The 20,002-nt window shown below is 67.4% G+C and carries 18 protein-coding genes; 15 read left to right on the top strand and 3 right to left on the bottom strand.

Features of this window, described 5'->3' with window-relative positions; genetic code table 11:
• Positions 1–190 precede the first annotated feature (190 nt).
• Both OG247_RS32120 and OG247_RS32115 read left to right on the top strand, forming a co-directional pair.
• Positions 191–718 carry a GNAT family N-acetyltransferase gene (locus OG247_RS32120; RefSeq protein ID WP_327255459.1) on the top strand — a complete coding sequence of 176 codons (528 nt, stop codon included), beginning with the start codon at positions 191–193 and terminating at the stop codon, positions 716–718.
• Between the two features lie 282 nt (positions 719–1,000).
• Entirely contained in the window at positions 1,001–3,736 is a 2,736-nt protein-coding gene (locus OG247_RS32115; RefSeq protein ID WP_327255458.1) for a Helicase associated domain protein, read from the top strand.
• A gap of 116 nt (positions 3,737–3,852) precedes the next feature.
• Here OG247_RS32115 and OG247_RS32110 read toward each other — a convergent pair whose 3' ends face one another.
• Positions 3,853–4,419, bottom strand: coding sequence for an AAA family ATPase (locus tag OG247_RS32110; protein ID WP_327255457.1), 567 nt, complete (start codon positions 4,417–4,419; stop codon positions 3,853–3,855).
• A 151-nt stretch (positions 4,420–4,570) separates the two neighbouring features.
• Here OG247_RS32110 and OG247_RS32105 point away from each other — a divergent pair, with 151 nt between their 5' ends.
• The 3 genes from OG247_RS32105 to OG247_RS32095 all read left to right on the top strand — a co-directional run bounded on the left by OG247_RS32105 (position 4,571) and on the right by OG247_RS32095 (position 8,593).
• The gene (locus OG247_RS32105) at positions 4,571–5,722 is read left to right on the top strand and encodes a tyrosine-type recombinase/integrase (protein ID WP_327255456.1); all 1,152 of its coding nucleotides are present in this window, start codon (positions 4,571–4,573) and stop codon (positions 5,720–5,722) included.
• Positions 5,719–6,060: a helix-turn-helix domain-containing protein gene (locus OG247_RS32100; protein WP_327255455.1), complete on the top strand. Its 342-nt coding sequence runs from the start codon at positions 5,719–5,721 to the stop codon at positions 6,058–6,060. The genes OG247_RS32105 and OG247_RS32100 overlap by 4 nt, the downstream gene beginning before the upstream one ends.
• A 1,489-nt stretch (positions 6,061–7,549) precedes the next feature.
• Positions 7,550–8,593 (top strand): hypothetical protein, encoded by a 1,044-nt coding sequence (locus OG247_RS32095; protein ID WP_327255454.1) that lies wholly within the window; start codon positions 7,550–7,552, stop codon positions 8,591–8,593.
• Between the two features lie 232 nt (positions 8,594–8,825).
• On the opposite strand, the gene OG247_RS44935 is transcribed toward OG247_RS32095, so the two are convergent.
• Entirely contained in the window at positions 8,826–9,167 is a 342-nt protein-coding gene (locus tag OG247_RS44935) for a hypothetical protein (protein WP_442813469.1), read from the bottom strand.
• A gap of 637 nt (positions 9,168–9,804) precedes the next feature.
• Here OG247_RS44935 and OG247_RS32090 point away from each other — a divergent pair.
• The 3 genes from OG247_RS32090 (at position 9,805) to OG247_RS32080 (ending at position 12,622) form a co-directional block, all read left to right on the top strand.
• Positions 9,805–10,323, top strand: a complete 519-nt coding sequence (locus OG247_RS32090) for a hypothetical protein (protein ID WP_327255453.1) — start codon at positions 9,805–9,807, stop codon at positions 10,321–10,323.
• Positions 10,324–10,470: 147 nt separating this feature from the next.
• Positions 10,471–11,706 carry an MAB_1171c family putative transporter gene (locus tag OG247_RS32085; protein WP_327255452.1) on the top strand — a complete coding sequence of 412 codons (1,236 nt, stop codon included), beginning with the start codon at positions 10,471–10,473 and terminating at the stop codon, positions 11,704–11,706.
• Between the two features lie 286 nt (positions 11,707–11,992).
• On the top strand, positions 11,993–12,622 hold the full coding sequence (locus OG247_RS32080; protein ID WP_327255451.1) for an HAD-IA family hydrolase: 630 nt from the start codon (positions 11,993–11,995) through the stop codon (positions 12,620–12,622).
• Positions 12,623–13,088: 466 nt separating this feature from the next.
• Here the strand turns inward: OG247_RS32080 and OG247_RS32075 are convergent, their stop codons facing one another.
• Entirely contained in the window at positions 13,089–13,961 is an 873-nt protein-coding gene (locus tag OG247_RS32075; protein WP_327255450.1) for a helix-turn-helix transcriptional regulator, read from the bottom strand.
• An 847-nt stretch (positions 13,962–14,808) separates the two neighbouring features.
• Here OG247_RS32075 and OG247_RS32070 point away from each other — a divergent pair.
• The 7 genes from OG247_RS32070 to OG247_RS44930 all read left to right on the top strand — a co-directional run bounded on the left by OG247_RS32070 (position 14,809) and on the right by OG247_RS44930 (position 19,991).
• On the top strand, positions 14,809–15,129 hold the full coding sequence (locus OG247_RS32070; protein ID WP_327255449.1) for a transcriptional regulator: 321 nt from the start codon (positions 14,809–14,811) through the stop codon (positions 15,127–15,129).
• A complete protein-coding gene (locus OG247_RS32065; protein ID WP_327255448.1) occupies positions 15,129–16,181 on the top strand; it encodes a hypothetical protein in 1,053 nt (350 codons plus the stop codon). The genes OG247_RS32070 and OG247_RS32065 overlap by 1 nt, the downstream gene beginning before the upstream one ends.
• A complete protein-coding gene (locus OG247_RS32060; protein ID WP_327255447.1) occupies positions 16,178–16,915 on the top strand; it encodes an ATP-binding protein in 738 nt (245 codons plus the stop codon). Before OG247_RS32065 ends, OG247_RS32060 begins: the two co-directional genes overlap by 4 nt.
• Positions 16,916–17,058: 143 nt before the next feature.
• Positions 17,059–17,655, top strand: coding sequence for a WhiB family transcriptional regulator (locus tag OG247_RS32055; protein WP_327255446.1), 597 nt, complete (start codon positions 17,059–17,061; stop codon positions 17,653–17,655).
• Positions 17,656–17,666: 11 nt separating this feature from the next.
• On the top strand, positions 17,667–19,010 hold the full coding sequence (locus tag OG247_RS32050) for a DUF2637 domain-containing protein (RefSeq protein WP_442813673.1): 1,344 nt from the start codon (positions 17,667–17,669) through the stop codon (positions 19,008–19,010).
• Between the two features lie 103 nt (positions 19,011–19,113).
• A complete protein-coding gene (locus tag OG247_RS32045) occupies positions 19,114–19,359 on the top strand; it encodes a hypothetical protein (RefSeq protein WP_327255444.1) in 246 nt (81 codons plus the stop codon).
• Positions 19,356–19,991 carry a MobC family plasmid mobilization relaxosome protein gene (locus OG247_RS44930; RefSeq protein ID WP_442813467.1) on the top strand — a complete coding sequence of 212 codons (636 nt, stop codon included), beginning with the start codon at positions 19,356–19,358 and terminating at the stop codon, positions 19,989–19,991. The genes OG247_RS32045 and OG247_RS44930 overlap by 4 nt, the downstream gene beginning before the upstream one ends.
• Positions 19,992–20,002: the final 11 nt, after the last annotated feature.

Raw genomic sequence — 20,002 nt, 5'->3', positions numbered from 1 at the left:
CTCTGACGTGTGGCAACCGGATGATGTAGGACGGTCTGAAGATCCAGATCTCAGGGGACGTGGTTCCCCAGACGTGACGTTCTCATCTGGGTCTCAATGCATCTGGTTCGGCGCCGACGATCAGATCGGGTGCTGGTCTGCACGGCGAAGTCATGCGAGACGCATCAGGTGCACCGTCAAGAATGGCGTCATGGACTATCGGATCGAAGTGCCTGAGCCTGACGATGCCGCCTCCGTGGGCCGGATGCAGTTGAGGGCTTGGCTCCAAACGTACCCCAACGAAGTCGCGGGGATCGATGAGGAGTGGATCCGCGAGCACCGAGGGGTCGCTGTCACCGCGGAGGGCATTGCCCAGTGGCGCAGGTTCATTGAGAAGGCTATACAGCAGCCGGATCTGCTGTTCTGTCGTGTCGTCCGTTCCGGGGTGGAGGTCGTCGGGATCCTTTGCGGCCGCCGAGACGAGATGGTCACCCTCGGGCCGATGTATCTCGTGAACGAAGCCCAAGGCCAAGGTATCGGCGGGCGGCTGATGGACGAGTTCCTGCCCTGGGCGAACGGCGCTTCCACGCACCTGTGGGTGACCGACTACAACGCAAGGGCGATCCGCTTCTACGAACGGTACGGATTCAGGAGCACAGGCGAGCGCGAGCTCTGGCGAGACAAGTTGCCCAATGTGCGGATGGTCCGTGAGTCACTGCTGAGCAACGAAGTCGTCTGAGACGCAGGGCAAATTGGGCCAGTTCAGCTGAGACAGGGTGCCGGATCGACTGACACGGGACAATGAGATCTATTCCATCCGGGTGGGCGACGGAGTCTGTCTCATCGAATCCGGCTGGCTCCGACTTCCTGCCACAGGCCACCGCAACGCGGGATAGACCGGCCGCACCCGCGCAGGCGCACCGTACGCTTCCTGCCAGATCGCACGAAGCGATGGCGCACCGGGGCATGATCGCCTGGGTGGGCACCTCGTGAACGTCACGAGCAGTGGTGAGGGGGATGCGTGGTGGGCGAGTTGTGGCCGCACCAGTTGGAAGCGGTCGACGCGGTGTTGTCGGCGATCGGCCGGGGCGGTCGCACGAGCCTGATCGCGGCGTGCGGAACGGGCAAGACCCGTATCGGTGGCGCCGTGGGATCCCGCCTGGAGTCCGAGGGCCGGGTCCTGGTCGTGGTGCCCACGATCGAGCTGCTGGTGCAGACCCTCAGCGCCTACCGCCTCGTACGGGGCGGGCACCTGGGCGGAGCGGTCGCGGTGTGCAGTGACACCACGATCGCCGAGATGCAGCTGCTGGAGGGCGAGCCGGACGTGGTGGTGACCACGACCGCGGACGTCCTCGCCTCCGCCGTGGCCGGCCGCAGCCGGGTGACGGTGCTGTCCACGTACGCGTCGCTGCCGGTCATCGCCGATGCCCACGCCCACCACGGCCTGGCGGCCTGGGATCTGGCCGTCATCGACGAAGCACACCGGACGACGGGCAAGGCGTCGGGACCCTGGAAGATCATCCATCATGACGCGCGGATTCCCGCCGAGCGCCGCCTGTATATGACCGCGACCCCAAGGGTGGCGACCACCAGCGGTGACGCGGTGGTGTCCATGGACGACCAGCAGATCTTCGGGGACGTCTCGTACCGGCTGCCGTTCTCCCGCGCGATCAACATGGGCCTGCTCGCCGACTACCGGGTCATCGTGCCGGTCGTCACCGACAAGGAGGTCCACCAGCTCACCGCGGACGAGAACCTCGCGCTCCGCCTGGGCGCCGCGTCCCTGCAGCCCGCGACCGTGGCCGGACAGATCGCCGTGCTGCGCACGATGTCGGAGTACGGGGTGAGGCGGGCGATCAGCTACCACCACCGCGTCGCCGACGCCCGCACCTGGGCTTCGGCACTGCCTACCACTGCATCCCTGATGCCCAACCCTGTCGAGGTCTGGGCCGGGCACGTCTCGGGCGCCCAGCTGCCTCACCTGCGCCGTCGTGTCCTTGACCGGCTCGCCGAGCCCGGCGAGGAGCTCGCCGTGGTCAGCAACGCCCGGGTGCTCAACGAAGGCGTCGACGTGCCCGCGGTCGACGCCGTTGTCTTCTCCCGGCCCCGCCGCTCGGCCATCGACACCGTTCAGGCTGTCGGGCGGGCGCTGCGCACCGGGGGCCGGCGCGACAAGGTCGCCACCATCGTCATCCCGCTTCTCCTCGCCGAGGGCGAGAGCCCCGAGGCCGCCCTGGAGGGCAGCGAGTGGGAGCCAGTCTGGCAAGTTCTGCGCGCGCTGCGCGACCACGACGACCGGCTGGACGACGAGCTGCGGCTGCGCCGGCGGGAGGTCGGCGAGGGCCGCCCGTTCGAAATCCTGTCCAGGGAACACAAACTGCCCAACTGGCTGACGGTCGCCGGAATCGACGTACCGGACTCCTTCGCACGATCCATTCTGATCAGGGCTGTCCGCGCCACGACCCCCACCTGGGAGGAGTTCTACGGCGCGGCCTGCGCCTACCGGAAGGTCCACGGCACCGCCGACATCCCGCTGACGTGGATCACCGCTGAAGAACTGCGCCTGGGCGACTGGCTGCGGCGTCAGCGCGTGGCGTACAACGCCGGCGACCTGTCAGAGGAGCGCACCGCCCTCCTGGAGGAGCTCGGGATCGTCTGGGACCAGCTGGAGGAGTCCTGGATGAACACCTACGAAGAGGTCAAGCGCCGCGCCGCGGAGCAGGGACACTTCGTCTTCGAGGAGCACGACGTCACCTCACACGGCGTCGTGCTCGTCAACTGGTGCACCGCACAGCGTTCCCGGCACCGGGCGGGCAAGGTACCCGAGAGGCGCGTTGCGCTGCTGGAGGCGATCGGCTTCCCGTGGGACGCCGCGCAGGACCGGTGGATGCGCCGCTACAACGACCTCAAGACGCTTCACAGCCGGCGCGGCACGCTGCTGCGGTTGCCTGCTGCCACACCGGAGGCGACCTGGCTTGAGGGGCAGCGCGCCCTGTTCCGCAACGGCCGACTCGCCCCCTGGCAGCTCAGCCAGCTCGCAGAGGTCGGCATCGACTTCCGCGACCGGCGCGAAGTGACGTGGGACAACACCTACGAGGAGATCAAGGCGTTCCACGCGGAGGAAGGCCACTGGGTCGTCCCGCAGGACCTCGTCTCGGTCGATGGCGTCAAGGTCTACCTGTGGGCCCGCTCGCAGCGCGGCAGCAGGAAGCAGGGCACCCTCGAGGAGCGGAAGGTGGCCCTGCTCGACAAGATCGGCTTCCCGTGGGATCCCGCGCAGGAGCGATGGGATGCCCGATGCGTCGAACTGAAGAAGTTCCATGCGACGCAAGGGCACATCAACCTGCCCCCAGGCCAGTTGCGGTCGTGGCTCTACCAGCAGCGCAAGAAGAGTCGTGCGGGCGCTCTCACCCAGGAGGCGGCGCAGCGCCTGAGCGGGATCGATCCGCTCTGGTACGACGAGCAAGCCTGCCTCCTCAGCGCGAGGACCCGGGGATTCTTCCGGCTCACGGATGCTTCGTGGGAGGAGGTGAAGACGGCCCTGCCCGTGCGCGGTGGTGAGGTGTGGGAGAACAGCGACCATCGCGCCGTCGTGGAGGCCATCCTCTGGAAGCTCGGCACCGGCGCCCGCTGGGACGATCTCGCACTGGCCGCCGGGTCCCCCACCACTGTGGCCAGCTGGTACTACGAATGGGAGAGGAGCGGCCTGTGGCAGGAGATCTCACGACGGGCCATGGTCCGCGGACGTCACCTGTGACCGCGCCCGCCTCGGGCCATCCCCGACGTCCTGCTCCAGCGCACCGACCGTGATGCTGGAGGAGGACACACGGATGTGTGCCAGGTGGCGGTCCGCCGGCGTCGGCGCCTGCCGCTTCAGCGGCCCGCCTTCGGCTCGGGGGACGCCCCGTCGCGATCAGACGCCCGGACGAAGCTGGCGATGTCCGGCAACTCTGGCTGGTATCCGTCCGAAGTGTCGACAGTCAGGGTGGGAACGTCCAAGCTGATCGGCACGAAGGATGCGAGGGAGTGCTCTCCGGCGGCGATGGCTTCGAGCAGGTCCTGGTCGCCGTGGGCGGCTCGGTGTGCGTTGTCTTTGGCGCGCTGGACGATGCGGTCGTGGGCGACATCGACCGCGGTGGTGCAGCGGATGATACGGAGGTGTGCGAGGCCGGTGAGCGACTCCAGGTTCGGCCGCCAGAGCCGGTCCTGGAAGGCGGCTTCGGCGACCACCGTGACTCCGGCCTCCAGGAGCACCTTCAGCACGCCGAAGAAGGCGTCGAGGGTTGGGTAGTTGAGGGGGTCGTCGCCGCCGCTCTGATAGCCCGGATGGGACATGACCATGCCCTGCTTGATCTCGTCGCGGATGATCGCGGGACATCCGAGCGCGCCGGCGAGCTCGTGCGCGAGAGTGGTCTTCCCCGTTCCGGGACCGCCGCTCACGACCACCAGGGTCGGCAACCCCGGGGAGTTGCATCCGATGCGCGACTCGTTGGGTGCCGATGCCCCGGTACTGGGTGGATCGTAGCAGCCCCCTGACTTCTCTGAAGGGGCCTCTGACCTGCCCTGATGGTGCGGATCGTTCATTCGATGCATGATTCGACCTCCTGATGCAATGGGGGTTGGTGTGGTTCGGCGCGACGATGTGTCGCCGGGGTCGGCTCGGCTGGAGCTGGTCGACGGAGTGTTCTTGCTGCACCCGGAGGACGCCGTGTTCGGCGCGATGCTCGACGGGTGGGGGAAACAGCAACGCGGCCGGCGGCTTGACCCGGAGACGATCGATGAGCGTGCCCGAGTCGTACGCCGGTTCATGAAGTTCAGCGAGCACTACCCATGGCGCTGGACTGCTGCCCACATGGACGAGTGGTCGTTCTCCCTCACCGCAGAGCAAGGGCGGGCGAAGTCGACGATCAGGAGCTACCAGGGGGCGATACGGCTGTTCTGCGACTTCATCACCTCCCCGCACTACCACTGGCCAGCCGAGTGCGAGAAGCGGTTCGGCACGCATCCCATTCAGATCTGTCACGAGTGGAACACCGCGACTCACCTGGAGGAATACGAGGGCGACGCCGAACGCCGGCCCTTGACCCGGGAGGAGTGCCAGGCGCTGTTCGACTACGCCGACGACCGTGTCGAGCACGCGATCAAGTACGGCCGCAAGGGCGCCTTGACGGCCTACCGAGATGCGACCGTGTTCAAGACGATCTACGCGTGGGGGCTGCGCTGCCGGGAGGTGTCGCGGCTCGACCTCACGGACTTCTACCGCAACCCGAAGGCCCCGGAGCTGGGCCGATACGGACAGCTCCATGTCCGCTACGGCAAAGCGAGCAAGGGGTCGGGACCGCGTCGGCGGATGGTGGGCAGCGTGATGCCCTGGGCCGTGGAGTCGATGGAGGACTACCTGGTGAACATCCGGCCGCGGTTCAAGCATGAGGCGGGCCGCAAGGCCGTGTGGCTGACCGAGCGCGGAGGACGCCTGCAACCTCGGGAGATAGAGACGCGGTTCGCCGCTTACCGCGATGCTCTCGGCTTCGATAAGGAACTCGTCCCGCACTGCTTGCGCCACAGCCACGTCACGCATCAGATCGAGGACGGCGTCGACCCGAAGTTCGTACAGGAACAAGTCGGTCACCGATTCGCGTCGACTACCGCCATCTACACCGGTGTCAGCACGGACTTCATGAACACGATGATGCGCAAAGCGCTGGACCGCGCCTTCGAGGCCGACGAACTGGAGACGGTATGACCGCCAAGCTCGACTACGCATGGCACCTTCGCGAGCTCATGGCCGCGCGAGGCATGTTCTCGACCACCGACCTGCGACCGCTTCTGGCCGAGCGGGGCATCGACCTGTCCACGAGCCAGGTGTTCCGGCTGGTGACCGAGAAGCCCGAGCGGCTGAGCATGAAGACCTTGATGGCCTTGCTGGACGTCCTGGGCTGCCGGATGGAGGAGCTCATCGAGCCCGTCCGAACGTCGGGCCGGCAGCGCAAGGCCGCCTCCGGCGAGACCGCCGCCCCCGGCAACGAGCCCGACCCCAATGGGGTGGGCTCATTCCGTCCGAAGCGGGCCCGCGTCCTCTGACATGTCCCGAGCCACCGCCCCGGCTCCGCGCTTCATGACCGAACCGCGGACCGTCATCATCGAAGCCATCGCCGCACTCGAACCCGGCCTCCCCGCGGAAGTGCTCGCGTCGACCGTCGACCAGAGCGTCGATACCCGCGCGAAGCTCCGCCGGCTGGCCCAGGCACTCGAGGACGCCCCAGATCTGTTGACGTCCGGCCGGCCGGAAGGCCCGCGGCTCGTCGAGCTGCTGATCAGGGCTCTCCAGGTTCACGGCACCAAGCGCCTGGTCCTTCCGCGATGCGCTCGGTGCGGCCAGCAGCGGCCCTTGCCCCGCGTCGAGGGACCCCGCCGGATCTGCGAGTCCTGCGCAGGAACCGCCAACAAGCGTCGGGAACCGTGCGCGGTCTGCGGCAAGACCAGGGCAGTGGCCATGCGGGACCGCGATGACCGAGCGCGCTGCTTCCGGCACCCACCCGAGGCCACAGACGACACGGCCGTGATCTGCGAAGTCCTCCGGAGCCAGGACACGGGCCTGGACGAAGACGCGCTCACCGAGATCGTGGAACGAGCCCTGCCCAAGGCCTTCCAACGCCGAGAGGTCGCCGGCGATCTGACCCGGCGCCCTGAGCTGATCTCCGGCCAGGGGGCCTACGGCTCCCCCCGGATGATCACCCTGATCGAGGCACTGGTGGAGCACGGTGCCCTCGGCGTGACCCTGCCGGCCTGCCCCTTCTGCGAGCGCACCGTCCCGTTGCGATTCCGACGGGACGACGCCCGGTGCTGCCGCCGCTGCTATGACAGGACCAGGCTCCAAGACTGCTCGCGCTGCGGCAACAGCCGGAACGTGGCGACCCGAGCCGCTGACGGCAAGCCCTTGTGCGGGCACTGCATGCACTCCGACCCGCATTTCCACCAAGCCTGCCGCAGCTGCGGTCAGCCCGCGTTCACGCGACGTCACAACGACCAGGGCCACGGCATCTGCGACTCGTGCTGGCGCCCGCCCCTGGCCGTCTGCTCCGTCTGCGGAAACCACAAACCGTGCCACTACGCGGACAGCGAGGCTCCGCGCTGCGCGAACTGCGCCGCCCGGCTGGTTCGCGAACCCTGCTCGCTCTGCGGCACCATCCACGAGGTCTACATCCGGACCGCCGACGGTGGGGCGATCTGCCCTCCCTGCGGCCGCGGCCGGGAAACGTGCAGCACCTGCGGGAACGTCCGATACGTGTCCAGCCGCACGCCTGACGGCCAGCCCCTCTGCGGGCGATGCTTCGGGAAGAGCCCGTTGTCCTTCCGCGAATGTGTTGAATGCGGCACCACAGGTCGTCTCCACCACTTCGGGCTTTGCCCGAAGTGCGCCGCACCGAGGCAGCTCCGTTCGCTTCTCACCGGACCGGACGGCGAAGTCCGCCCGGAACTCGCGCCCGTCGTGACGGCCCTGGCCGCCAGCGATCCCCACTCCCTGCTCATTCGGCTGCGGCACCCCGGAACCCCCCTGCTCCTCCGGGCCTTGGCAGCTGAACGAGGAGAGGTCACCCACGAAGTACTCGACCGCCTCCCACAGCCCCGTTCGATCCGATACCTCCGCGCCGCACTGGTATCGACAGGGGTACTGCCCGAGCGGGACGAGCTCCTGGTCCGCTTTGAGAAGTGGGTCGCCAGCACCGTTGAGGAGGTCCAGGACCCCGCCGAACGCCAGGTCATCAGAACGTTCACCACATGGTTCTACCTGCGGCGGCTCCGACGGCGCTCTCCTCGGCGCCGTCGGATAACCAGCGGTGGCTACAACTTCATGAGGCACGAAATCCGGGCTGCCATCCGCTTGCTCGCATGGCTTCGAGAACGTGGAGCGAGCCTGGAAACGTGCACACAGAGCGATATCGACCAGTGGCTGAGCTCCGAGGAGTCCGGCAGATACGCCGTCCGGAACTTCCTCACCTGGGTCGTCAGCCGCGGACATGCCCACGACATCACAGTGCCCACACACACCACCTCGCGCGGCCAGGAAATGCTCGCTGAGGTCGATCAACGATGGGCCCTGAGCCGCCGCCTTCTCCACGACACGACCATCGCCACCATGGATAGGGTCGCCGGCTGCCTCGTTCTTCTCTACGGCCAGTCCTGCACGCGCATCGCAGCCTTGACCACCTCGCACGTCACGAAGACTCACGACGGGGTCCAGCTGCAGCTTGGGCGGAAGCCACTCGAGATACCGGAACCCCTGGCCGGCCTCGTTCTCGAACTCGTGGACACTCGCCGGGGGCACGCCGTGGTGGGCCACACGGACAGCACTCCCTGGCTGTTCCCCGGCGCATTCCCCGGACGCCCCATGGACGGCGTCTCCATCACGGCCCGACTCAACCGCATCGGGATCCGGGCCCGAGCCGGGCGCAACACCGCGCTCATGGAGCTGGCCGGCGAACTCCCAGCCGTCGTCCTGAGCGGTCTCCTCGGCATCCACATCTACACGGCCACGCTCTGGGCGCAGGAAGCGGGCAACACCCGTCCGGGATACGCGGCAGAGGTGGCACGGAGGGAACTCCGCAAGAACTGATAGGCCGGGTTACCAGTAGTACTCATCGCGTGTTCTCACAGGTCAGCATGGAGTTCCCCTTCGTGGCGTCGTCCCGTGAGGACCGGGGATGGTGATCGGGAGCGGCGTTCTTCGCGAGCCGGAGGGCGATGAATCCGCGCTCACGGACAGTTTGGCGTATTCGCGGGGGTGGTGTTGGGCCATTGCCGGGGTGGGTCGGTGTTCCATCAGGCGTTCGATGATGAACCCTGCCTCAGTGATCTCTCCTACCCATCGTTCCAGGGGCTGGCGCCAGTAGCGGTGCAGCATCCCGCCGGTCCAGGTCTCTTCGACATGGCGGGCGTCGAAGTAGCTGCCGCCGTCGGCGAGCCAGTCTGCAGTCGGGTGGCTGGTGGACAACACGAGGCGCCCCGCGTGACGCAGGATCCGGTGGAGCTCGCGCAGAGCGGTGACCGCGGTCGCGGACATAGTGGATGACCAGGGTGGCGAGGACGAGGTCCACTGCCTCGTCGGGAATCCAGTCGAGCGGGTCGTCGAGGTCGTGCTGACGCTCCTCGATGCCTGAGCCGAGACGACTGCGGGCGTGGCGGACCATGTCCGCGCTCTGGTCGAACCCGCTTACGTGGGCGCCGTGTGCGATCAGCTCGGCCAGGTAGAGGCGGGCCCGCAGGCGGCGCCCTCACGTTCGCTGCGGGTCAGGCCATCACGCTCGCCTGCGATGACCTCGGCCTAATCCATCCAGTCCCGCACCGCGGTCTCGGTGAGATCGAAGCCCTTGGCGACCTGACCAGCCGAGCGGTCACCAGCCGGCATAGATCGACGATCTCGGCCTTGAGCGCCAGCGTAAACAAGCGACGTGAGCGCGGCTTCTCCTTCCCCGCGCTCTCCATGATGGAGATCATCCTTCCGGGGCCAGAGCCCGCGATCTCCGATGTCTGTCAAATTGGATCAAGCCCGGTCCGAATTTTCGATCTTGCCACCGGGATGATGCGCCTATTGCGCTTTGGTGACCTTCATAACAGGCTCAGCCTGTGTGGCCCTCGCTTTCCGCCTTGTACGATCAGGCCGTCGGCTGGATGCGCCGCCCGGCCACCGCACACCTCAAGTGCGAGCCCCTGGCCACTAGCGTCCCGCAAGCGGATATCGGGATCGGGGACCGCCAGCGGAATCCCGAGTGGTACTTCAAGGGAGCAACTATGCGTTGGCGTCGGGACCCTTCACGGCGCGCTCTCGTGAAGGAGTGCGAGAAGCTGCTCGCCGATCTACCTGTCCCCGTTCCCTTCAGCGTCGAGGCGCTGGTGCGGAATATGGAAAATGCGCTGAGTCGTCAGATTCGCCTGGTGCCAATGGATGATCCTGATGGGGGCTTGGGCACCGCATGTGGCCTTCGAGTCAAAGCGCCGGAGTTCACGATCATTCTCTACCGCCGCCGTTCAAGTCGCTGCCAGACCGAGCACATTATCCTCCATGAGCTCGCGCATGAGTGGCTGGACCACGGAACTAACCTGACGGCTGCCGAGATTGAGCGATACGTACCTGAACACATCCGCGAGGAAGTTCTTCGGCGTTTCCCAACGACTCTGATCCAAGGGCGCGTGAATTTCGATAGCCCCGAGGAAAAACGGGCCGAGCTTTCGGCATCGCTGATAAAGCGGTTGGCGCGCCGTCAGCCGATCGGAGGAGACGACATGGTCAGCCTCCTTGAATCCTCACTTTCTCATCCCGTTGCTCCACCGCGGCGCCGAGTCTAACCGCGAGTGACCGGCGTTCACCAAGACCGAGTTTCCGGCTTGGCGATTTAGCCACTACGCAGTCCGCCTACCGTCAATCGCGGCTGTGGTCAACCGGCCTTCCGGGTTGGTGAGGATCCAGCCAGCCCGTAGATATGTACTGGTTACGTGTTCGATTTCTTCAAATACCTGACTGCGGTAGTGATGACCGTCATCGCCGTATGGCGATTCCCGGCAGTTCGGTACGCCGATGCTCATCGCCGGGCCCTCTGGGGCGGCTACGCCGGATTCGCCGTAGCCCTATGGCTCTACACGCCAGCAGCGATGCGTGCGGTGGATCGAATCCCCGTAGTCGACCTGAGTGCCCTGCTCAGACACTTCGCCAGCACTGCCGCCATCATCGCAGCCTTGACTTACGTCGCAACCAGCTATGGGAAGAGCTCGGAGACCGTCGCACCCCGGCACGTCGCGGTCTCGCGCTGGATCGCCCGCGCATCCTATAAAGCAGGTGCAGTAGGCGTGATCCTGCTTACGATCCTATTCTTCACTGTGCTGGACCGCACCACTCCGAGCCATAGCTTCCTAATCGATCATGCTGGGGAGTGGGGAGCTGCGGTCTACATGACCGTTTTCTACTTCTTCCCATTCATCACGACTGCGGTTTGTGGCTACCAATGGACCAGAGCGGCACGACAGGCTGAGAGCACCAGCATGCGCGTTGGGCTGGGCTTGATGGGGGTCTCGATGTGGATGGGCCTGGTCCACACAGTGGCCCGTGTCGCCATCCTCTGGGGAGCGGTGATGTTCCCCCTAAGTTCCTCAATGGTGGAGCTTCTTGTAGACGCCACAGCAGTATGGATGAACCTGCTGTTCCTGATCGTCGCGGTGGGCGCGAGCATTCCCACTACCCGCGCGGCCGCTGCTCGCTGGAAGACGTGGTGCACCCTATACAGGATCTATCCGCTCTGGTTCGACCTGGTGGAAGCCTTTCCGGGGACGAGCCTGTACCCGCCTGGATCGCGCATAGGAGAACTCATCCATATGCGCGTCCCCAGCGACGTTCGCCTGGACCGCTGGACTCAGGACATTGCCGATGCCTGCGAAAAGCTGCGGTATTACGCCCCGAAAGAATTGTTGTTCGCCGCAGAGGACATGACTGCCTCACATGCCGACCCCGAGCCGGCCGCGGAAGCGTACTGGATCAAGGCCGCAGTCCAAGCCGCTGATACCGCACAAGCCAGTCGGTACGCCGTCGGCCCCCTGAAAGCGAAGCCGTTCGTTGATACCGATAGCGAAGCGGCCTGGCTAACGCGTGTGAGTACGGTCTACTCGCACATAACCACGACTCAGGCCCGGACGCTTCTCGAGCAGTCCGAAGAGGCAGAAATCGGACCTACCCAATAGCTCGCGATTGGGATGAAGGCCGAGTTCTCGGTTCAGAGCGCCTTGCCCGGCTCGCGGCTCTATGCGACATAGCGATCTTGAATGGCGGGCCGGTTAGTGACATTAAGCACGAACGACTGTGTGAACACGGCTGGTACCGTGGGTTCCGCGGACTGATAGGTCTTGCTCCGCCCCGTAAGTGCACCCTGGCCTGCGACGCACAGATGCTGCCGTCGCCACACGTAGCCGGGGCCGCGACGCTGTCCGGTCTGGAAGGCGTCCAAAGTCTCAGCAATGGAGTTCCCGCATGTCCAACCGCACCGGCCTCATCCTCGATTTCGGAGGCGTGCTCACCACTCCCCTGCTGCCAGTGGTGCTCGCCTTCGAGCAGCGTGAAGGGCTTCCCCAGGGTGCGTGCATCTCCGCGCTGTACCAGGACGAAGAGGGCGTCCGGATCACCAGCGATCTCGAGCGCGGAGCGGTGAGTCAGACCGAGTGGAACGAGATCGCGGGCAAGAAGCTGGGCGTCTCTTCCGACAACCTGATGGGCCGGATCTTCGGTGGCCTGCGTCCTGAGCCGCTGCTGATCAACGCGGCCGCCGCGGCGAGGCGAGCTGGTATCAAGGTGGGCATCCTGTCCAACTCCGTGGGGCTCGCCCCTTGGGACCTGTACGACGGCTATGAGCTCGAGAAGCTGTACGACGCTGTGGTGATCTCCGAGCACTACCAGATGCGTAAGCCTGACGCGGAGCTCTTCGAAGCCGCGCTCAAGCTCATGGACCTGCCCGCCGAGCAGTGCGTCTTCGTCGACGACACCAAGGCGTACGTTCAGGCGGCAGAACAGCTCGGCCTCGCAGGGGTGCACAACACGGACCCCCAGCAGACGGTAGCCGACCTTTCGAACCTGCTCGGCCTAGACCTCACCGCAGCGCCGTAGCGAGTCGCCGCGAGTGCAGCCGGCTGGCTGTACTCGGGCGCTGCCAGCTGGCCTGCAGATCCGCCAGTGTCGTCAGCTCGCGACCGTGGGGCTGCAAGCTCGCCAGGACCTCGAACTCCGACCGCCCCGACGAGCACATGCGGCAGCAGTGCATGCCGAACAGCCGAGAACGAGCAGGTGCCCACCAAGGGCGTTGGCATACCGCTTTCACGAACGACAACGGGACTACGACGTTGCACCGACTTATCGGGGCGACCTCGTAGTCCCGTTTTCGCTGTCGGCATCAGCCCGGCTGTGGAATAGCTGCGGGACCTGCCTGGTCTGCGCGCAGCCGGCCCTCGGCACCAGGTGCCGAGTCCGCGGAGCGAAGACGCCGCGGAGCCCTCCCTTCGAGAGCCGCCTGTTGGTATTGGCGCTGACGCTGAGCTGCTGCACACGAGCCCAGCGAACCTGCTGGCAGGCGGCGTTACTCCCCGCCCACGTCTGGCAGCTTGTGCTTCAGTTCTCCAACAACCTCGTTGATCTTGGCCATCATTTCCGCAGACAGGCCCGTTTGATTACCGCGGGCGGCCAAGCCGAGGATCTGCCCTCGGTGAATCGAGCCGAGAAAGCGGATCGCTTCCAAGAAGTCGCGGGCCGCAGGGTTGACCTCGGCGTCGTCCTGGAAGAGAGCGGCGTCGACCTGGAGGGCACGGGCGAGCCCTGCACGCACTACGTCGGAAGCGTCGGTTGCGACACCGGTACGGAGCGCGACGATATCGTCGGCCGTGACGGTAGCCACGCCCGCATGCTCGTTGACGGCCCGTGCGATTTCCTCGTCAGACGGGGGCTCTTGGCCCACATACCCGTACTGCAGGAGGTAGTTGATCTTTTCCTCGATCGTGCGGGGTGCGGACGTCTGCTCGTCATCCGAGGACGTATCGCGAAGCCCGAACGAGCGGTCCTGCGCTGCCCGCAGCTCGTCTTCGGTTACCCCGTAGGCCTTCGCGAGTGGCGGCACGTACGCATCGCTGAGCCTGCGCCGGCCGGATTCGGCGTTGTTCAGTGGCACGCGGCTCGCGTTGATGATCTCGGCGGCCTGTGCCTTGCTGAGGCCGGCGTCGCAGCGTAGGAGCTGCAGGTCCGGTGGGCCGTCGTGGGGGAACAGGACATCGAGCGCCTGGTTGAGCGCTGCGGCAATCGCGGGGAGCTTCTCACCCTTGGGGAACTCCTGGCCGCCCTCCCATCGCGCGACGGCCGGGCCGCTGACGCCCACCATCTCGCCCAGCTGCTTCTGGCTGAGATCTCTGCCCCGTCGGACAGCGCGTACGCGACTGCCGTCGAACTGACGTGGGGGCACATGAACTCCTGCGAGGTGGCGGTCTAGACAATCAGGGCGGCGTCTAGGCCACTGTAATCCAGGCTTGATACATCCGCGCAACTAACGTACGTTCCTGTATCGGACCTGCTGGTCGGGGCGCCGCGTCCCTCTATGGTGCCAGCTCTTCTGCCGAGGCATGCCCCTTGGGACATCGCCCGAAGCCTGAAGTGGCCGAATCTCGCCACGTCCGAAGTGCCCTGAATACAGCTGGACCCAGCCGACTTTCCCAAGGGGGACCCAATGAGTTTGCGTCGTCACCACCACTTGCGCAACGCACGCCCAGATTCGGTATCCAGTTGTTGCCGGCGGCGGGGCCACTTGGCCACTTGATTCCTCGAGTGCGAGGCGGCGGCGCTCGGGCAGCTGGTGCGCGGCGACCGCGCTGGAAGCCGCTGATCTCGAAGAAGGCCCTGGACGCGGCGGGGCCGACCGCACGCCCCAAGGCCACGCGCGGGGGCTTTGCCCTGGTCACAGGGGTACTGCGCCGCAGTGCGCGGGTTCTAGAGCTATGTCTAGACCTTGCGCGGGGGTCCGCATAGCTTGTTGCCGAACCCGCCGGGCACCAGCCCGGAGGGATGCCAGACCAGGGGGAGGATCCGTGAGGACGCAGCGCGAGCCGCACGAAAGCAGCGGCTAGGGATACAGAAACGGCGCCGGAGAGCAGCAACTCCCGACGCCGACTGTGCAGCGCAGGGAACCAGCAGCTCCATGCGCCGAGCGCAGATCACCTCGGGCTCCAGCAAGAGCCCTTGAGGTCACCTACCTACACCGCACCGGCCCCCTTTCCACGGAACACGGTGCGGATCACTTCACGGGAGAGTCTCGCATGTCTACACCCCTGCGCGAAAGGCCGTCGGTCGAGGCCTGCGCGGAACCGCCGACCATCCGGTCCCGCATGCTGGCGCAACGCCTGGAGCGGATGCTGCCGCAGGCCGCCCAGGTCCGCGTCAAGCTGATGGACGGCCGGACCGCCTGGCCGCACCTCGACGTCCGGGCCACGAACGCGACCGGGGGCGCCGTGCGGATCAGCCGGACCCAGGCCCATGTCGCTGCCCGCTGGATCATCCGCTGCCACCCGGGCGCCGACTGGGCCCTCGCGCGGACCTTCGATCTGCGCACCGGCTCCCTGGGCGGGGGTGCTGCCTGATGGCGCGCATCCGGACCATCAAGCCGGAGTGGTTCCAGTCGGAGGCCCTCGCCAAGGTCAGCCTCCACGCCGAGCGCACCTTCCTCGGCCTCATCAGCCACGCCGACGACTCGGGGCGCCACAAGGACCTCGCGTCCCTCATCACCGGACACGTCTGGATGGTGCGTGGGGACCCCGACGTCACCGCCGTGGAGCAGGACCTCGATGCGCTGGCCGGCGTCGGTGTCCTCTGCCGCTACATCGGATGCGACGGCAAGCCGAATCTGCACCTGGTGTCGTGGGAGAAGCACCAGCGTATCGACAAGCGCTCCGCCTCCCGGCTGTCGCGCTGCCCGCTCCACCAGCAGCACCTGCAGTGCGGGGGCTGCGACTCGGACCGCTGCCCGCAGGCCGAGCGGCGCCACCCGGAACCGACTCCGCGAGGGCTCCCGGAGGACTCCGGGAAGCCTCCCGGAGTCCTCGATCCCCGGGCTTCCATCGGATCCGAGGCGGCCCTGTACCCGCGGGACATCGTCGGGGACGCGATGCTCGCACCCGAGGCGGAGCCGTCCGCGCCGCCCGCCCAGCCGACTCTGGTCAGCTCCAAAACCACAGGTCAGACGCTTCTCCGGGAGCCCTCCGGGAACACTCCCGGAAGGCTCCGGGAGGGGGCTGCGTCTGGATCTAGGATCTTGGATCCTGGATCTTCCCTTACGGGGCGCGAGGCGCCCGCGCCGGTCACTCCCCCTGGTTCGGTCTCCACCAAGGAGCTGGTGGCCGAGTACGTCACCGAATGCGGACAGCGCCCGCCGCAGAAGGTCCTGGGACACCTGGGCCGGGAGATCAAGGCCCTGCTCGACGAGGGCTTCGAGCCGGACGCGGTGCGAACCGCTCTCGGGCAGCTGCGGGCCAAGGGGCTAAACCCCTCCACCCTCGCCAGCCTGGTGAACGCGGTCGTCAACAGCTCGTCCTCCGCCTCCGGCGCGGGGCCCTGGGCCAGCGCTTCATCCGCCAGCACGCCCTACTTCAACACCACCGCCCCCGCCCCCACGACCTTCGGAGTGAGCCTGTGACCCGCACCGCCCTCAGGGAGCCCCTGCAGGCCGGCGAGCACCCGCTCGTCGCCCGGTGGCGGGACAAGCTGACCGAACGAGGCATCGACTTCGACGGACCGCAGATACCTGACGGGCTGGACCTCCAGCCCGCCCTCGATGCCGCGCAGGCCCGGATCCCGTTCGACTACCAGGACGCCGAGGCCGACCACCCGGTCGTCGCGGCCTGGGTGGCGAAAGTCGCCGCGACTGCGGTCGCCGACAACCGCGGTGGCCGAGGCCGCCGGGCCATCAGCCACGGCCCCTCCCTGCTGCTGTGGGGACCGACGGGAACAGGCAAGACCCGGCAGGCGTACGGGGCCATCCGGGCTCTGACGGCGGCTGGATGCGGCGTGGCCTGGGAAGCGGTCTTCACCGCGAACCTCTACGCGGAAATGCGGCCCCGGCCGGGCGTGGACCCGGAGTGGATGCTGCGCCGCTACATGCGGGCGCCGGTGCTGCTGCTGGACGACCTCGGGCTGCCCAAGCACACGCCCTGGAACGAAGAACTGACCGGGCGGCTGCTGAACTACCGCGCCGAGCGGCACCTGCCGACGATCGTCACCACGAACCTTCCGCCGATCCACACGCCGGGCATGCCCGCTCAGCAGGAAGTACTGCGCGACAAGATCGGCGACCGCGTCCTGTCGCGTCTGGCCGGCATGTGCGTCCAGGTCGAACTCAACGGCCCGGACAACCGCTACCTGCGGGCCTGACCCTCTCCTCACCCAGAACACCGGCGCGGCCTCTGCCCCCGCGCCCCTGCCCGCCTCACCGCCTGGACCCGCCACGCCACCCCGCCGCTGCCGCCGGGGACGTGGTGACCGCGCGCCGGCCGTGAGGCACATCGGAGAACCCCATGCACTACACCACCACCCCCACCACGCTGGCCAACGCCCTGCGCGGCATCGCCGACCACAGCTGGAACGAGCGCGCTCTCTGCTACGGCATGGACATCAAGGAGGCCGACAAAACGTTCTTCCCCGAGGCCAGCGCCACCGAAGACATCGAGCGGGCCAAGATGATCTGCGGCCACTGCCCGGTGCGACAGGAGTGCTTCAACGCCGCCATGGACACCGGAAGCCGCTTTGGGATCAGGGCGGGCCTGACTGAATCCGAACGCAGGAAGTACCACAAGAAGGCCTCCGAGCGCCTGGACTACCAGCGCGTAGAGGCCATCTTCCAGGGACGCGACGTCGCCCTGTCCACAACCGAGCGCGACCACGTCATCCGGAAGACCGTCCAGCTCGGGTGGAGCATCGACAAGGTGAGCAAGCTGCTGCGCACCGAGCACAGCTACACCCGCAGGCTGATGAACAAGCAGCGGGATGCCATCGCCGCAGAGCAGAAGAAGGCGGCCACGGAGCAAGCCGCTGCCCTCACGAACGCCGAAGTGGTCAACAGCCCCAAGGCCGCGGTCCCGCCCCTGGTCGTCGACTTCAGGACGGCCGCGTGACCAACCCCGCAATGAAGGTCGCGCCGGTGAGCACGTGGGACCGCATAGCGATCGTCGCACTGGGCACCGCCGGCTGCGCCCTGTCGTACGACGCACTCCAGCAGATGGCGGTCGCCATCCACGTCCGCGGGTTCCTCACCTACCTCTTCCCGCTCGTGGTCGACGGGTTCATCGCGTACGGCGTCCGCGCCCTCCTCGTGCTGGCCTCCGCCCCGCTGCGCGCCCGGCTCTACGTGTGGACGCTCTTCGGCACCGCGACCGCGGCCAGCATCTGGGCCAACGCGCTCCACGCGGTCCGGCTGAACCAGCAGACCGTCCTCGCCAGCGGGCTGCGCCTGGGCGACACAGTCGTCGCGGTGCTGTCCACCCTCGCGCCGCTGGCCCTCGCCGGCGCGGTCCACCTGTACATCCTCATCACCCGCCACCAGGTCGGCAGTTCCCCCCGGACCAACGAGGCGGACCAGCGGACCAAGATGCACACGGACCACGAGGCACCCTCGGAGCGACATGTCTGCTCCGTGCAGGACCACCAGTCCGGTCCGGACCAGCAGAGGCCACGAGAAGCAGACACCGCGGACCAGACCAACGGGGCTACCAGACCGGGCTCCGGCCAAGGAGTCGAACCTGGCCTTCCCAACTCCCTGAGCAGCGGTCCGGCAACGGACCCCGGGCCAGGGGACAACCGGGCACCCGGCGAGTTGCTTCGGACCGACCTCGGGGCAGATTCCGAGCCGCCTTCGAATCGAACCAGCAGCGCCACAGCTCACGCCGAACACCAGCGCGGACCGGACCAGGCCTCCGGAACAGAGCCAGCCGGACCAACCCCGGACCAGACCCCCGGACCACACCCCGCCGGACCAACCCCGGACCAGACCCCCGGACCACACCCCGCCGGACCAACCCCGGACCAGACCCCCGGACCACACCCCGCCGGACCAACCCCGGACCAGACCCCCGGACCACACCCCGCCGGACCAACCCCGGACCAGACCCCCGGACCACACCCCGCCGGACCAACCCCGGACCAGACCCCCGGACCACACCCCGCCGGACCAACCCCGGACCAGACCCCCGGACCACACCCCGCCGGACCAACCCCGGACCAGACCCCCGGACCACAGGCCGATCCCGTGCCGCTGGAGGTACTGCTCCCCATCGCGCGTGAAGCCGCCCTCGCCGGTGGCCGGATGACTCGCCGGGTGATCGGCCCCTACCTGCGCGAGAAGAACCTCCCGATCGGAAACGAGAGGTTCGCCGAGCTCCAAGAAGTGCTGTACCGGGACCCGGCGCTCTCCCACCTCCCCCGCCCGAAGCGGAGCACGACCGTGACAAAGGAACGCCTCGCACGCGGCTGATTCTCCAAAGACGCAGGTCAATGCCCTGCGGACTCGATCTCCACGCGGTGGCCCGCCCTCCCATGCGGGCCACCGCCCCCACAGACACCGAATGGAGCCGGCCTTGTCCCGCCCACCCGCACCCCACAGCCGCACACGAGTGGCCGACGATGCCGAGGCCTACGCCTGGGCGGAAGTCCTGGTCCGCCACGGACACCTCCACGCCGCAATGCCCACGCCCACCGGACAGTGGCTCGTCCAGGACCACCCCGACGCACCCGTCCGAGTGCTGCCCGGCCCGAGTGCGCTGGTCGAGGTCGCGGCCGACATTCAGCGCCACATCCGCCGCACGAGGACCCGCAGATCATGACGAACCCGATCAGTCCCCCGCCCAGCTCCACGGGGCAGCCGGTCACCAACCCGACCTCAGGGCGAGCAAGTTATCGGCCAAGACACTCTTCCCCGTTGGGGAAGGTGCCTTGGCCAGAGCCCGCCCCGGGGGTGGCGGGTCCGGACCAGCGCCGGGGGGCACTGGTCCGGGAGGCAGCGACCGAGGGCGGATCGCAGCCGGAGGAGAAGCAACCACCCCGACGCCGACAGCGCGTCGCACCGAACAGTTCGCGTAAGCGCTCCCCCAAGCCGCCATCCGACAAGCGAAGTCACGTCTGCAGCGTCCGCCTGAACGACGACGAGAAGACCTTGCTGTCGAGCGCCGCAGCAGCAGCCCGCACGACCTTGCCCGCCTTCCTCGCCCGCAGCGGCATGGCCGCCGCGCACGACCTCGACAACACCGCCGCCGCCATCGCCGGCCACCGCGAGATGGTCTCGGAGCTGTTCGCCGCCCGCCGGCACCTCGGCCGCGTCGGCACCAATCTCAACCAGATCACCCGCGCCATCAACTCCGGTGGCCAGCCCGAAGAACTGGACGCGGTCCTCGCCGCCGTCCGCCGGGCCGTGGACCGCGTCCAGGCCGCCACCGACCACCTGCTCGACCAGACCTAGAAGGACAACAC

The sequence above is a fragment of the Streptomyces sp. NBC_01244 genome (genome assembly GCF_035987325.1).
Taxonomy (GTDB): Bacteria; Actinomycetota; Actinomycetes; order Streptomycetales; family Streptomycetaceae; genus Streptomyces.
Note: the sequence above shows the minus strand (reverse complement) of the source record. Positions and strands in the feature narration are given on the sequence as shown.